This window comes from Paracoccaceae bacterium Fryx2 (assembly GCA_032334235.1).
GTDB lineage: Bacteria > Pseudomonadota > Alphaproteobacteria > Rhodobacterales > Rhodobacteraceae > JAVSGI01.
This window is the reverse complement of the sequence record JAVSGI010000003.1, coordinates 1,227,166-1,240,335: the sequence shown is the minus strand read 5'-3', so window position 1 is coordinate 1,240,335 and position 13,170 is coordinate 1,227,166. Positions and strand designations below refer to the sequence as shown.

The 13,170-nt window shown below is 58.0% G+C and carries 13 protein-coding genes and 1 pseudogene; 3 read left to right on the top strand and 11 right to left on the bottom strand.

Features of this window, described 5'->3' with window-relative positions:
• Nucleotides 1-29 precede the first annotated feature (29 nt).
• The 9 genes and pseudogenes from RNZ50_07085 to RNZ50_07045 all read right to left on the bottom strand — a co-directional run bounded on the left by RNZ50_07085 (nt 30) and on the right by RNZ50_07045 (nt 7,825).
• The gene (locus RNZ50_07085; GenBank protein ID MDT8854785.1) at nt 30-908 is read right to left on the bottom strand and encodes a hypothetical protein; all 879 of its coding nucleotides are present in this window, start codon (nt 906-908) and stop codon (nt 30-32) included.
• On the bottom strand, nt 905-1,837 hold the full coding sequence (locus RNZ50_07080; GenBank protein MDT8854784.1) for an IS5 family transposase: 933 nt from the start codon (nt 1,835-1,837) through the stop codon (nt 905-907). The genes RNZ50_07085 and RNZ50_07080 overlap by 4 nt, the downstream gene beginning before the upstream one ends.
• Nucleotides 1,785-3,020: a hypothetical protein gene (locus tag RNZ50_07075; protein ID MDT8854783.1), complete on the bottom strand. Its 1,236-nt coding sequence runs from the start codon at nt 3,018-3,020 to the stop codon at nt 1,785-1,787. The genes RNZ50_07080 and RNZ50_07075 overlap by 53 nt, the downstream gene beginning before the upstream one ends.
• A 14-nt stretch (nt 3,021-3,034) precedes the next feature.
• Nucleotides 3,035-3,586, bottom strand: coding sequence for a DUF1788 domain-containing protein (locus RNZ50_07070; GenBank protein MDT8854782.1), 552 nt, complete (start codon nt 3,584-3,586; stop codon nt 3,035-3,037).
• Nucleotides 3,583-4,383, bottom strand: a complete 801-nt coding sequence (locus tag RNZ50_07065; GenBank protein MDT8854781.1) for a hypothetical protein — start codon at nt 4,381-4,383, stop codon at nt 3,583-3,585. The genes RNZ50_07070 and RNZ50_07065 overlap by 4 nt, the downstream gene beginning before the upstream one ends.
• Nucleotides 4,376-4,777 carry a hypothetical protein gene (locus RNZ50_07060; protein ID MDT8854780.1) on the bottom strand — a complete coding sequence of 134 codons (402 nt, stop codon included), beginning with the start codon at nt 4,775-4,777 and terminating at the stop codon, nt 4,376-4,378. The genes RNZ50_07065 and RNZ50_07060 overlap by 8 nt, the downstream gene beginning before the upstream one ends.
• 152 nt (nt 4,778-4,929) lie before the next feature.
• Nucleotides 4,930-5,973, bottom strand: a complete 1,044-nt coding sequence (locus RNZ50_07055; protein ID MDT8854779.1) for an IS5 family transposase — start codon at nt 5,971-5,973, stop codon at nt 4,930-4,932.
• A 73-nt stretch (nt 5,974-6,046) separates the two neighbouring features.
• Nucleotides 6,047-6,550: pseudogene (locus tag RNZ50_07050) on the bottom strand (WYL domain-containing protein).
• A gap of 120 nt (nt 6,551-6,670) precedes the next feature.
• Complete coding sequence (locus tag RNZ50_07045; protein MDT8854778.1) at nt 6,671-7,825, bottom strand: tyrosine-type recombinase/integrase; 1,155 nt, start codon at nt 7,823-7,825, stop codon at nt 6,671-6,673.
• A 225-nt stretch (nt 7,826-8,050) separates the two neighbouring features.
• On the opposite strand from RNZ50_07045, the gene RNZ50_07040 reads away from it, so the two are divergent.
• Nucleotides 8,051-9,493: a hypothetical protein gene (locus RNZ50_07040; protein MDT8854777.1), complete on the top strand. Its 1,443-nt coding sequence runs from the start codon at nt 8,051-8,053 to the stop codon at nt 9,491-9,493.
• A gap of 378 nt (nt 9,494-9,871) precedes the next feature.
• Here the strand turns inward: RNZ50_07040 and RNZ50_07035 are convergent, their stop codons facing one another.
• Nucleotides 9,872-10,765: a phage exclusion protein Lit family protein gene (locus tag RNZ50_07035; protein ID MDT8854776.1), complete on the bottom strand. Its 894-nt coding sequence runs from the start codon at nt 10,763-10,765 to the stop codon at nt 9,872-9,874.
• Between the two features lie 430 nt (nt 10,766-11,195).
• Here RNZ50_07035 and RNZ50_07030 point away from each other — a divergent pair, with 430 nt between their 5' ends.
• Nucleotides 11,196-11,780 (top strand): poly-gamma-glutamate hydrolase family protein, encoded by a 585-nt coding sequence (locus RNZ50_07030; GenBank protein MDT8854775.1) that lies wholly within the window; start codon nt 11,196-11,198, stop codon nt 11,778-11,780.
• A gap of 88 nt (nt 11,781-11,868) precedes the next feature.
• Nucleotides 11,869-12,129 carry a hypothetical protein gene (locus tag RNZ50_07025; GenBank protein MDT8854774.1) on the top strand — a complete coding sequence of 87 codons (261 nt, stop codon included), beginning with the start codon at nt 11,869-11,871 and terminating at the stop codon, nt 12,127-12,129.
• A 273-nt stretch (nt 12,130-12,402) separates the two neighbouring features.
• On the opposite strand, the gene istB is transcribed toward RNZ50_07025, so the two are convergent.
• Nucleotides 12,403-13,164, bottom strand: coding sequence for an IS21-like element helper ATPase IstB (istB, locus tag RNZ50_07020; GenBank protein ID MDT8854773.1), 762 nt, complete (start codon nt 13,162-13,164; stop codon nt 12,403-12,405).
• Between the last annotated feature and the right edge of the window lie 6 nt (nt 13,165-13,170).

The window sequence follows — 13,170 nt, the reverse complement described above, 5'->3', positions numbered from 1 at the left end:
CCCTCCAGACGGGCATGCCCGTCTTCCGTTCAGCCCCACCGGCCAAGGTGGTTGTCGGCACCGGCCAAGATGGTTGTCGCGCAACAAGTTGCCCAGCCGTCACGGATCCATACGTAAATCCGCTTAATTGCATCAGTCGGAAGCGTCGGATCGAAAATTGCGCTAACATCACGGGTCACTTTGGAGAGGCCGTGAAACAGCGATACACGCCCGACAAGCGCACCAAATTTCTTTCGAATAAGGTCATCCCGTTCTGCTTCGATACGATGCGATTGGTTCGCCAGCGTAGCTTTCTGACTGAGGAACTCGTCGTTCCAAGCCGAGCTTTCTTCTGTCTGTATTCGATACTCATCGCCAACGCGCATAATGAGATCGCATGCGTCGAGAAGCTTAGGTAGCTTGCTACGAAGCGCCGATGATCCTGTTGATAGGTCATCGACTAACAGATCCGCAATTGTGTCAATCGTCGCCTTGATGCCGATTTCAGAGTTGCTGTTTCCGATTTTGTTGATGAGAAAGACGATACCACAGGCGCGAGCGGTTAATTTTTGCTCTTCACTTCCATGTATCCAAGACATCGTCTTTTCGTGCAGCTTTCGCGGCAGGATTCTGGCCTGCAAAAGTTTATCTGCACCGTCAAAAAAGAGGAAATCTGCCGGGACCGCGAACCCAATATTTTGACCGGCACTTTCTCTTATCGCCTTATGAATCAGGCTAAGCTGGTTGCGAAGCTGACTATCGGTACCCGACGCATCCAAAACTCGATTGGCGGCTTCCCAGAAACGCCGACGAACTGGAAGGATAGGGTAGTCCTGTGTGAAGAAAGCGACGTCGTTTTGCCGGTGGCCGAGGCTCTGTTGCACAAATCGGGTGACAGACAGATCTCCCCTTTCCCTGGACAGACTCATCCCACGGCTTCAGTGACGGGTATACCGAGCGCCGTGAAGCCGTTCAGCACGGCTACACGGACCTGAAACTCGGCGACCTGACGGTCAAAGTCCCGCGCCATGAGGCGCTGACCCAGCAATTTGACGCAGTGCATCTTCGTCTCGACGCGGCTTCGGCGGTGATAACCGCTCCATCGTCGCCAGATGGTTCGGCCGAAGCGTTTCGACGCGCGTAGGGCTTCGTTGCGGGCGATTGCCCCGGGGGTGTCGGGCTTCCATGGCTTGGCGTTCTTGCGGGGCGGAATGATGGCGGCCGCACCGCGGGCGGCGATGGCGTCGTGACACTTGCGTGTGTCGAAGGCGCCATCAGCGGTGACGCTGGCGATCTCCTGATCGGGCGGGATCTGGTCGAGCAGTTCGGGCAGCATCGGCGCGTCACCGACATCGCTGGTGGTGAACTCGGCTGCGCGGATTTCCAGTGTTTTCTCGTCTATCCCGATGTGAATCTTGCGCCAGACCCGACGTTTGGTGCCGCCGTGCTTGCGCGCATTCCATTCACCTTCGCCTTCAACCTTGATCCCGGTGCTATCGATCAGAAGATGCAGCGGGCCTTGCGAGCCGCGGTGGGGGATGTTGACCTTCAGGGTCTTCTGGCGACGGCTCAGCGTGCTGAAATTGGGCACAGCCCAATCCAAATCGATGAGCCCCAGCAGGCTTTCGACGAAGCCAGTCGTCTGTCTGAGCGCCATGCCAAACAACACCTTGATGGTCAGGCAGGTCTGGATCGCGGCATCGCTATAGTCAGGCTGTCGGCCGCGCTTACCTGTCGGCGCAGCCTCCCAGATCATGGCGGTATCAAACCAGATCGTCAGCGAGCCGCGGCGCTTCAGCGCTTCGTTATAGGCGGGCCAGTTCCTGGTCTTGTAGGCGGGGGGTATGGGTCTGCTCATGCCGTCCAGCTACCACGCTGGATTCACAAGATGAATCCCTCACGGGATTTGTGCAACAGAGCCGGTGGCCGATGTTGGTTCCACTCAAATGCCGTGATATCTCACCAATATTTTCTTGCATCATGGCTTCGATATTGGGTTTGGACTCTGCGTTCTTGGCGAGTATAACTTGCCTCACCACTGCATCTACGTCTGTATCGGAAAGTTCGATGCGGATAGTGAAGCGACCCTGAAGCTTTGCAAGGGTGGGCGTTCCGGTGACCGCCGTTTGACCGGTTCCGACAAATGTGAGCTTGCCGCCGAGGCTTTCGTCTTTTACGACCGCTTCGACCATTTCTTGGACTTCGATAGCTCGATCGCCACTGGTGCCTATAAACTGTTGAACTTCGTCGAGCACGATCAAGGTAAGAGGGAGTCTGTTTTCGCGGGAAATGGCTGTCCGAATAGCGGAAATCATTTCCTGATTGGAGACGTCCTGAACATTCGGATAAGTGTTTTGAAGAGCATCAACCATAGAATTGGACGAGGCAAAAAGCTGCGGTTTTGCTTCGATTAGAGCCGCATGGAGTCCTTCCGCCACGTAGAAATTGGCCAGTTCTTCATCCCAGTCATACCCATGTGCTTCTACGTGAACGCGAACCTCTTCCTCTATTCCTTCCTTCCTCAACCACATTACGAACCGAGCGAGAGGATATTGTTCTGGCAACCCGACCGATCTAAACACAATTCCAAGGAGGGCTAGGCGAACGCTACCGCTGGCGCCAGCACCGAGCGTTCCCGAGGCTGCGTGAAGGCCACCATACCGACGAGATTGAACCGTCAGTTCCTTTAGGTGATCGCGAACGTCTTGCGGCAGTTCTGCTATGCCTCGCGCTGTCGCACCGTCGTCAAAAGTGGTGTCTAACCAAAGTGCGCGAAGCATCTTCACCATGTGGGATTTACCAGACCCGAAGAAGCCGCTGACCCAAACAGCAGGCTGCTGCGCCTGGTCAATATTTTTCAGATAGGTGTCAAGGATATGCGCCATGCCGGAGCCATACTGTCCGTCACATACAAAAGTCTCGAGCTCATACCGCAGTACGTCCCTCGCAAGTGACGAGGTACCATCATTCACGTTTGCGACGCCTTCGTTGACGAGTTTGCGGGCGGTTGGGTCTTGCCGGTATAGCGAGCGAAGTTGCATTCGGGGTCTCTTTCTCAGAAGATTTTGTCAGCGGTTATCGGAACGGCCAGGTAGTTCCAGCCATCATAGCCGTCGAGAAGCCGGTAGTTATTGTCTTCGTAACTGCCTGGGAAGAATATCACGAGTCTGCCCGAAACCATTGGGGCCAGGCGATCCACCACGTCTTTGACTTTGAGAAACCCAAACAAACTGCCAACGCCGGAAACAGCAACAACACTATTGTGGGGCGACTCCATCTCGGAGATGCGTCGCTCAAAATTCAGGGCCAGATGCTCCAAGTACCTTGGATATATTGTCGCCAACAGGCTTGGCTTTTCGAAGTATGATTTCGCATATCGCTGTGACGTCAACCACTCTGCGAATGTGTTTGTCAGGTCGTGGAGGTGCCAATCGTGTCCAGCTTGTCTGGATGCCAATTCAAACTCATCTATTTTGGTTCTAAGTGCCCGCTCCTCGGTCTCATGATAGACGCAAAAGACCACTCGCTGCGCCGCAGCTGCGTCATCTCGCCAGGGTATCGAGATGAACTGAGCGTAGGATTTCACGAGGCGTTTGGCTCGGCTCATTGCAACCACTCCCGGTCGGTCCGCGGCAGTAGATTTGGAAATGAAACTTCAAACACGTCGCCAATATGGTTGATACTCAGCCACCCTTTTTGACCCGCCTGCTGTGCCAATTCGAGGGATCGGTCCGGGCCGCAGTCTAGGAGTTTTGCGAATGGGCTACTAAAGAGCGAAAGCCCTCTGAGCCCTGCCAAGTGCCCTAAGAAGACAGCATACGCCGCGTTTCCGGGTGTTGGATTGGCCTGACAGCGGATTTTCACGGCACGACCGGACAGGTGCCCTGCTTTTGTCCAAGATGAGTTCAGGTTTTGAGCTGTTGACTTGAGCGTTGCCGCGCTGAATCGATTTGGAAAGAGTGCTTCAATATGGGCTTCCATTGACTCGCGTGACACTGTTACGCCCTCTGTCTTCGAAGAAATGAAGGGGGTAGATGATCTCAAAAGTGCGTCCCGTGCGAAGGCGCATTGAAGGGCTAGAAGCGCTCGTCCGCCCGGATCCCGGTCCCAGAAAAACCTCAAGCCTCGAAATACCAGTAGGTCCGGATCGAGTCCGTAGAGGTCAGCAAGGTGCCGGAATGTCAGCGTGCGCGTTTTTGCAGACCTCTTTCCAAGGGTATTTTCCTCAATAATTGCCAAGCGATATTTATCACGTTTAGCGAGAGAATCCTGAACCGCGTCCAACAATTTGCCGAGTTCATCCACCATGATTGTGCGTGAGGCATGTGCCCCGCCCGTTTCACCACTAAAACCCAAACGCAGGAGGTTTGCGTTCTCTTTTTGCAATTCTGATCCGTTATTCATTGCGAGGGCCGATCACGCCGGGGTTGAGTAGAACAACCTGCTGATCCTTTGGTTGCCGCGCAGCTGGATCTGTGTCGAGCCCGAGCCGTTTGAGCGCGTAGTAAATTAGGGCGCGCCGAACCTTGATCTTCACCTGACCACCTTGCATCCCATAATCCAGCGCGATCACCTTCTTCTGGTTTTCGGAGAGTTCAGGATGGGGGCCGATCTCAAGTATGACGTGCTGTTGCCAGTCCACATCGGCGGCATCCGTGACTTCGCTGGCCTCCACACCACGCGTCTGGAGGATTCGCGAGAGAAGGAAGTCCTTGAAGACTTCGTTGGTCTTGCAGAATGCCCGTGTGTGCCATCTAAAGGGCACCTCGATTTTTGACTGTTTTCGCGGCAACGGCATAGCAGGTTCTGCCCGAAGCGCGGCAGCGACCTTCAGCTGACCGATTGTTGCCTTGGTTTTTATGATCTGCCGCCCATTTCGCCTCGCGGACCTTCGGTTCAGGGCCGTTTTTAGCGATGCGCGGGGCGATCTGCGTCCTTGGCCGACCGTTTTCAGGCTGGGTGCGGGTTGATGCGACCCAGTTGGCCGAGGCGGCGCATGTTGTAGGCGAGATTCTTCATGCCGACTTTGGCCTTCGCCCGCACCAAGCCGATGGTGCGCACCAGGGTGCCGCCCATGTCGTTGGCCTGCGCGCCGAAGATGTGCTCAACCCGGACCCGCACGGTGGATTTGGTGCGGTTGCTGCCCTTGGCCTGGTCGGTCAGCGGCTTGCCCCGATTGCCCTTGCGGTGGATGTGGCTTTTCAGTTTTAAGGCGCGGAGTTTGGCCTCCATCTCCTCGGACCGATAAGCAGCATCCGCCCACACGCCAGACCCGGTGTTGCCCTGCATCAGCAGATGATCCACTGCCTGGCTGTCATGCACAGCGGCGTCGGTGACGTGGTAGCGCCGGACCAGCTTATGCGTGCGGTCCACATTCACATGGTTCTTGTAGCCGTAGTGGCTCTTGCCGTGCTTTTTCGTCCAACGTGCGTCCACATCCTTTTGCACCCGTTTCGCTGGCTTATCAGCCCAATCCTCGGGGACCTCGCCCTTCTTGATCGTTGCGTTTTCATCGCGCGTGTTGTGATTGCGCGGCACCGGCACGATGGAGGCGTCCAGGATCTGACCGCCGCGCGCAATGTAGCCCCGCCGCGCCAAATGACCGTCAAACAACCCGAACAACTCCTCCACCTTGCCGGCCTGCGCCAGCGCATCGCGATACAGCCACACCGTCTTGGCGTCGGGCACCCGGTCACCAAGGCCCAACCCCAGGAAGCGCATAAAGGAAAGCCGGTCGCGGACCTGATATTCGATCTGATCATCCGACAGGTTGTAAAGCGCGCTCAGAACCAGCGTCTTGAACATCAGCACCGCATCTATCGGCTTGCGCCCCGCGCGGGACTTGCGATCCGCAACAGGCTTGCGCCAGACCCGCTCAAGAGCCGGACGAAACTCCTCCCACGGCACGACGGCATCAATTTCGACCAGCGGATCCCTTTTGGCATCGAGGCTCGCGTAACGGTCCGAAAGATCGAAAAAACCCATCTGCGCCATCGTTGCATCCCCAATGCCAGTTCACTGTCTCACCATACCGAAGTGCGGGGGATGGGGCAATTTATAGAGGTGCCCTAAAGCCATCGAATCCGATGGCGTGAGGCGCGATCCAGCGCCACGTCGGTTCAGGGCGAGAGAGGGACTGGTACTTCACCTCAATGGCCTCGGATCGGCGGATGGCACCGACGACAGATCGCAGAGTGGCAGGATTCACCCCGCGGGCTGGGGTTGGCGCGGAATCGTAGCAGGGCAGTTCGGTAATCCAGCAATCCTCTCGATCGAGGATATCATCGGCCAACAAACGCAGCTGAGCCAAATAACGGCCGGCATCGAGCTTGTTGAAAACGGGTTTGAATCCTAGCCCGCGAACATAAGTCCGGGCACTCCTGTCATATACCATGTTGTCCGGTGCAAAGCCGATATAGCGGTTCAGGTCGGATGAAGCCTGGTTCACCGACAGCCCGAACTGCTCCATCACATCGCTTCGGTTCACATGCCCCTCCCAGAACAGACGGAACTCGATGAATTCGAGCCGCTGCTCGACCCCCCAACGAAGTTCCGACCTGTCGTTTTCCACTACGCTCTCCCGGCCCGGTCGATGCGCACTATTACTATGCGCGCCCAATAATTGGGCCTATTTCTATCGTAGCCTCGAGCTAATGAGGGCGCAATCGAAAAGGGGAGTGCCCGTGAGCAATTATCCCAAGGATTGCCGGAGGTTCTGCGACACAGCGTCCGCCGCCATACGTACCGGCTCTGCTGCGAGGTGGGCGTAGCGCGCCGTGGTCTGCACCTGCGTATGGCCAAGCAACTTGCCGATCATGGGAAGTCCCTGGCCGGATGCGACGGCTGTCGACGCAAAGGTGTGGCGCAGGTCATGGATGCGGACATCTTTGACCCCTGCGCGGGCGCGAACGCGTTGCCAGAAGGGCTGCAAATCGCTGAGCGGCTTGCCGGGCAGGGTGCCTGTGATGACCCAAGGGTTGCCGTCGATGTGATGGGCAGAGTGCAGGTATTCGACAGCCGGAGCGCCGACATGCACGACTTTCTTGCCAGTCTTGGAATCTGGCAGGCGAAGGGCACACTCGTCAAAATCGACGTAGTCCCATTTCAGCGTCATGATTTCGCCAAGTCGACATCCAGTCAGGATCAGCAGCCGCGCTGCAAGAATGGCGGAGGGCGACTCGATGCGCTCACTTTCCATCTCCCGCAGGACTTCACCGATCCGGCGCAGTTCGGCAGCACTGAGAAACCGTTCGCGCTTTTCTTCAAGGTACTTCCGGATGTGCTTGCGCGGGTTCGATCCGTCGGGTCGCAGTCCCCACATCTCGGCCAGAACGAACATCTTGGACACGACCTCAAGGCAGCGGTTTGCCTGATAGGGGATGTGCCGCAAATCGTGATGGAACTTCGCCACATCGGCGCGGGTGATTTCCGGCACCGCCAGACGGCCCAGTGCAGGCAGGATGAAGCGTTTGAGGGTGCCACGATATTCCTTTGCCGTACTCGCCTTCAGACGGACCGCAATATGCTCTCGATCAAAGCGTTCAGCCAATTCGCGAACCGTTGCAGCGTTGCGCTTGGCATCGCGTTCGGCGGCCGGATCATCGCCGTTCTTGACGGCAGCGATGATGGTGATCGCGCGGGTGCGTGCCTGATCGCAGGTAAGAACCGTGCTGGGCCCGAGGCTCATCCGGCGCGCACGTCGCCCGGCGCGAAACTGCACCACAAAGCTTTTCCGCCCGCTGGGCATCACGCGCAGGCCAAAGCCAGGAATCCCTTCGTCCCAGAGGAAGAACTCGGTCGCCTGCGGCTCGACAGCGTCGATGATGCGTTTGGTCAGTTTCGGCATTTGGCGATCCTGTAAGGGCTTATGGCTTGCCTCTACAGTGGGGATCAGCTCCGAACAGTCAACGAACACATTGAAATTGCGCAATAAAAGGAAAAGATGCGTAGAGGAGGGGACCGTCGATCTGCCCGTCGAGACTGCCAGAGTGTTAGTGATATCGAATCAGCGTCCGCGTTTCACTCCGAACTGGCCGCTGCTAGTGTGGGTCCGAATTGACAAGGATTTCCAATGGCATCGAAGACCACCCTGAATGCAAAGAACCTCGAGACGCTGGGTGCAGAGCGCCTGGCCAAACTGCTGATCGAAATCAGCACCGGATCCGCCGTGGCCAAGCGGCGGCTGCGGCTGGAACTTGCGGGGGCGCAAAGCCCGAAGGAGGCCGGGCGCGAGGTGGCCAAACGGCTGACCAGTATCGCGCGGGCGCGTAGTTTCGTGAACTGGCAGAACCGCAAGCCGCTGGTCATCGATCTGGAAAGCCAGCTGCGCGCGATCAAGGAGCAGATTGCACCTACCGATCCGACCGAGGCGCTGACGCTGACCTGGCGCTTCATGCAGGTCGCCACGCCGCTGTTCGAGCGGTGCGACGACAGCAGCGGCATCGTCATTGGCGTCTTTCACGATGCCTGCGCGCTGCTGGGAGAGATCGCACTTGCCGCTGGACCGCCGCCCGAGGCGCTGGCCGATGCGGCGGTCGAGGCTTTGCGCGACAATGGCTACGGCCAATATGACGGCCTCATCGCCATCCTGACCCCGGCACTGGGGGCCGAGGGGCTTGCGCATCTCAAGGCGCGCATCGAGGCGCTGGCGGCGACCCCGGTTCCCGTGCCGCCGAAGGGTGAATGGGAGGCGGTGGGCTATGGCAGCGGTGGCGCCACCTATGCGCATCAGATGGAAGAACGCGCCCGGCAAAGTCTGGTGCGGATGGCGCTGAAGGACATTGCCGATGCGATGGGCGACGTGGGCGCCTTCATTGCCCAATACGATCCCGCCACGCGCAAGGTGCCGAAGATCGCTGCGGTGATTGCGGTGCGGTTGCTGGCCGCTGGCCGGGCAGGGGACGCGTTGGGGTTTCTGGAGCGAGCCGAGTTTCGCGATCGCGCTTGGGTGCCGGAGGAATGGCAGGCGGCCAGGCTGGATGTGCTGGAAGCGCTAGGCCGGTCGGACGAGGCGCAGGTGTTCCGGTTGGAGTGCTATCACCGCAGCCTCGCTGCGGACCACCTTCGCGCATATCTGAAGCGCCTTGCGGATTTCGACGATGTCGAGGCCGAGGAGCAGGCGCTGGCCCATGCTATTGCCTACCCTGACCCCCTTTCGGCGCTGCATTTCCTGACCCACTGGCCCGCGCTCGACCGGGCAGCGCAGCTGGTGCACCAACGGTTCGACGAGTTGGACGGTGATCGCTACGAAATCCTGACCCTGGCTGCCGAGGCCCTGTCGGCGCGCTATCCGCTGGCCGCCTCGCTGGCCTTGCGGTCGATGATCGACTTCACGCTGAACGCCGGAAAATCGAGCCGCTACCAACATGCGGCACGTCACTTGGCGGAGTGTGATGCGCTGGCCAGCCAGATCGAGGACTTCGCGACCATTGAGCCGCACGCCAGCTATGTCGCACGCTTGAAGCGCGAGCATGGCCGCAAGTCCGGCTTCTGGACACGGGGCGAGGGAAAATGATGTGGCCTGGCTCCCTGAATTAGGGTCACATGCGTGACGCTCGGCAAAGTGCGTTGTTGCAGACGTAAGGAGCCGAAAGCCGACTGTTGGTGGTGCGGCCTAGCAGGCGCGGCAAATGCAGATAGCCGTCGTTTGCGCGGACCGTGACGAAGTCCAAATCCTCCACCGTGTAGTAGGCGGAAGAAAGGACCTAACAAAATTGTCGAACAACTCAAGCCACGGCAACAAGGCAGCTTTTTCCCGCGTAGCTGCTCGAAACTGCCTTTTGCGCCTTCCACCAAAAACAGATATTGGCCGCCCCCGCACCGATCGGCCGCGTCGTCCCACACAGATGACGATCATCGCTCGATCTTGCTGCGTTATTCACGTGGGCCGGATTCATGCAAGGCGCGTGTAGTTGTAGAGTACCTCGTCAAAAGCTTGAGCAGCAGTGCCGAACTCTCCGATTTGTAAGCGTGGAAGAAAAGCGACTTTTAGGACATAGGCGGCCAACTCTAAGCCCTCTTGGTCGTCCCGCGCCTCCATCAACCGCCGACAGCGATCTATGCGGTCCACCGCTTCAGGATGGGTATTAGACGGTCCTTTCACGACGTTCATCTGGCCAACCCAAAGCAGCGCGGTAGACACAACAAAGAGTCGGAACTGATAGTGTTGTGGCGAGATACCGTTCCCCGCCAAGATCCATTTAGTGGCCCAGAGATCGGCTTCGTACTCTTGCTGTTTCTTCAGGTCCGCCGTGGTGTCGACTTCGTGAGATAGGTGGATGTGTCCGATCTCGTGCAGCAAAACCCATCCAACAGCACCGTAGAAAAGGTTGTTTACCCGCAGGTCTTCTGCTGCGGTGGGAGAAGCGTTTGGCACAGCAAGGTTCGCCGGGAATGGGTGGTGTCGGTTCTTGGTCAGATCACGCGCGAGCTGCAAGTATTTCAAAGCGGTGTCGTACGCACTTCCGGGCGCGCTGGAGAGAGTCGTCTCGCCGCTTAATAGCGTGACGGCCACTGCATCACCTATGAGCACTGCATATTTCGCTGTAGCCCACAGACTCAGCAGTGCCCAATACGATGCCGCTAGCTTAGGATCTTCGGCTCCGGTGGCAGGAATGGCCTTGAGGTTGGTTGCGGTGTCCAAGAATACGAGTTCCCAAGGTGGATCGCCCAAGATGCTTTGCAACTCCGGCAACCGCTCCGGCGCAAGATATGATGGTGTTTCGGCCACGTGATCGCCGAACGGACGCATGAGTTTCTCAGCGTCGCTAATGTACGATGTGGTCACGCATTCCCCCTGAAAGATCAATGACCGAGCAACTAAGCGGAACTTGGCACCTTGGTTGACTAACAGGATTTACCGGTTCCGGTCTAGCCATGGAACGTGACTAGTCTGGCTGCTCATTGTCGGCTGTTATCGCTGCCGCGCAGTCGCTCACAATGACTGCTCCGCTGTTGACGCTGTGCGGCTGTTCGCAGCTACGCTTCGAACTAGCCGCTTCCCACCCAAAAGCAAACATTCGTCGCCACGGAAGCGAAAGTCAGCTCCGTCCCCAAAACGGTCACAACGGCTGACCTCACTGCAATGAGCGGGAACGGCAGGTCAGGGGTAGCTGCGCTACAGGGATGTTCACAGCCGACAGTCGGCTTTGGGCCATGCTACATCTTGGATCGTGTGATTGGTTGACAAGCTCTTCGGTGTGCTCCGATGATGCATCATGGTCGACCGATACAAATCCTTTAGCGAGCTTTCCGCCAACGAGTGCCTCGACATCGACTATCGCATCCGAGCCTTGGATCGTGGCTCAGACGCGTTGATACTAGCACCGCACGGCGGATGGATCGAACCGAAGACATCTGATATCGCCGAGGCGATTGCAGGAACGGATTTATCGTTCTATACCTTTGAAGCCCTACGGAACGGGCCTCACGGCGATTATCATATTACTTCCCATTGTTTCGATGAACCTACTGCCGTAGGCCTTGTCGGCAAGTCGTCGACGTCAGTTGCAATCCATGGGCGGCGACACGACGGGACGGATGCGGTTTGGTTGGGTGGTCGCGACACCCGCCTACGCGAATCTGTCGGAATCTCGCTGCAAGAGGCGGGCTTCGGCGCGGAGATCAACCGACGGCTTCCGGGCCTGGATGAAGCAAATATTTGTAACCGCACGCGGTCCCGTATGGGTGTACAACTTGAGCTTTCCCCTCGGCTGCGCACAATGCTGACAACTGATGCAAGACTGCTGCAATCGTTCTGCGAAGCTGTTCGAAACGCTGTCCAGCAGTCGCGCGCCATCTGAACAGTTCCGTGCGCCCGCCTTCGGGATGCGTCGACTTTCTCCGCGGCGTGCGCGAGGCAAGCTGCCGTGTCGGAAAAAAGGTGAGACCGTGAATGCCCAGATCCAGGCGAACTATGAAGCGCTGCATTTGGCTGGTAGCGATCAAGTTGAATTGATGAATTCAGGCTACCGGAACATCAAGCGTTGGCCGTGCGGAAGCACAGTGGAAGCAAGAGGGAGGGGTTCGCTGCGGATTGTTGCGAAAGTCCGTGCAGAGGCGATTCACGGCAAGGGGCGGCAAGCCACGGAAAATGCGAAGGATAGCGCGTTTCTGAGGGATTGTTCAGGGTTTGTTCGCCACGACTCATAACCTGAAGGTCACAGGTTCAAATCCTGTCCCCGCAACCAAAAAATCACAAGATATCAAATAGATAGAACCCGACCTAAACAGTCGGGTTTTTGCTTGTTCAGTTTACATCAACGCCACATCAACACCGACACAGAAAAACAGCATTCGCGTGCGTTCGTGCGGATTTCGCGGAGAATGGGCGCTGATTTCGCGCGATCGTGGGCACGCGTTTCGCGCCATTCTGGGCAGTCATTTCACGGGATCGTGGGCAGGCTGGCCGACGCTTTCATGGAGTCAGGCTTGAACGATTTGGTCAAGCTTTTTTGTGACGGCGGAGCGCCTGCGCAGGCTTTCACCTGAGAGGGTGAGGCGGTGTGCGTTGTGAACGAGGCGGTCGAGGATGGCATCTGCGAGCGTTGGGTCGCCGATGGCTTCGTGCCACTGGTCAACGGGGAGTTGGCTTGTGACGATGGTGGAAGCGCGGCCGTGGCGGTCTTCGAGGATTTCCAGCAGGTCACGGCGCTCCGGGGCGGTGAGGACGGCGAGGCCCCAATCGTCAATGATCAGCACATCCATGCGGGCGATGGTTTTGAGGATGCGTTCATGGCGGCCATCGCCACGGGCCAGAGCAAGGGCCTCGAACATGCGCGGCGCACGTTGATAGAGGACGGGCCGCCCATCCCGGCACGCCTTGTGGCCAAGGGCGCAGGCGATCCAGCTTTTGCCCAAACCGGTCGGCCCGGTTATCAGCAGGTTCTCGTGCCGGGCGATCCAGCCGCCATCGGCAAGATGCGCCATGACACTGCGGTCAAGACCACGTGGGCTGCGCAGGTCCAGATCCTCGACGCTGGCATCTTGGCGCAGAGCCGCAAACTTGAGCCGGGAGGCCAGTTTCTTGGTGTCGCGCTCTGCAGCCTCGCGGTCGACCAGCAGGCCGAGACGCTCTTCGAACGAGAGGGCGTCGAAGGCGGTTGACCTGCGTTGTTCTTCGAGCGCCGATGCAATGCCGGTCAGGCCGAGCGCCAACAGTCGGTCGTGGGTGGGATGGGTCAGCATTTTAGT

Excerpts from the sequence above, each read along its gene's own strand:
- RNZ50_07085 (MDT8854785.1), bottom strand. The coding sequence starts at position 908 with ATGAGTCTGTCCAGGGAAAGGGGAGATCTGTCTGTCACCCGATTTGTG.
- RNZ50_07080 (MDT8854784.1), bottom strand. The coding sequence starts at position 1,837 with ATGAGCAGACCCATACCCCCCGCCTACAAGACCAGGAACTGGCCCGCC.
- RNZ50_07075 (MDT8854783.1), bottom strand. The coding sequence starts at position 3,020 with ATGCAACTTCGCTCGCTATACCGGCAAGACCCAACCGCCCGCAAACTC.
- RNZ50_07070 (MDT8854782.1), bottom strand. The coding sequence starts at position 3,586 with ATGAGCCGAGCCAAACGCCTCGTGAAATCCTACGCTCAGTTCATCTCG.
- RNZ50_07065 (MDT8854781.1), bottom strand. The coding sequence starts at position 4,383 with ATGAATAACGGATCAGAATTGCAAAAAGAGAACGCAAACCTCCTGCGT.
- RNZ50_07060 (MDT8854780.1), bottom strand. The coding sequence starts at position 4,777 with ATGCCGTTGCCGCGAAAACAGTCAAAAATCGAGGTGCCCTTTAGATGG.
- RNZ50_07055 (MDT8854779.1), bottom strand. The coding sequence starts at position 5,973 with ATGGCGCAGATGGGTTTTTTCGATCTTTCGGACCGTTACGCGAGCCTC.
- RNZ50_07045 (MDT8854778.1), bottom strand. The coding sequence starts at position 7,825 with ATGCCGAAACTGACCAAACGCATCATCGACGCTGTCGAGCCGCAGGCG.
- RNZ50_07040 (MDT8854777.1), top strand. The coding sequence starts at position 8,051 with ATGGCATCGAAGACCACCCTGAATGCAAAGAACCTCGAGACGCTGGGT.
- RNZ50_07030 (MDT8854775.1), top strand. The coding sequence starts at position 11,196 with ATGGTCGACCGATACAAATCCTTTAGCGAGCTTTCCGCCAACGAGTGC.
- istB (MDT8854773.1), bottom strand. The coding sequence starts at position 13,164 with ATGCTGACCCATCCCACCCACGACCGACTGTTGGCGCTCGGCCTGACC.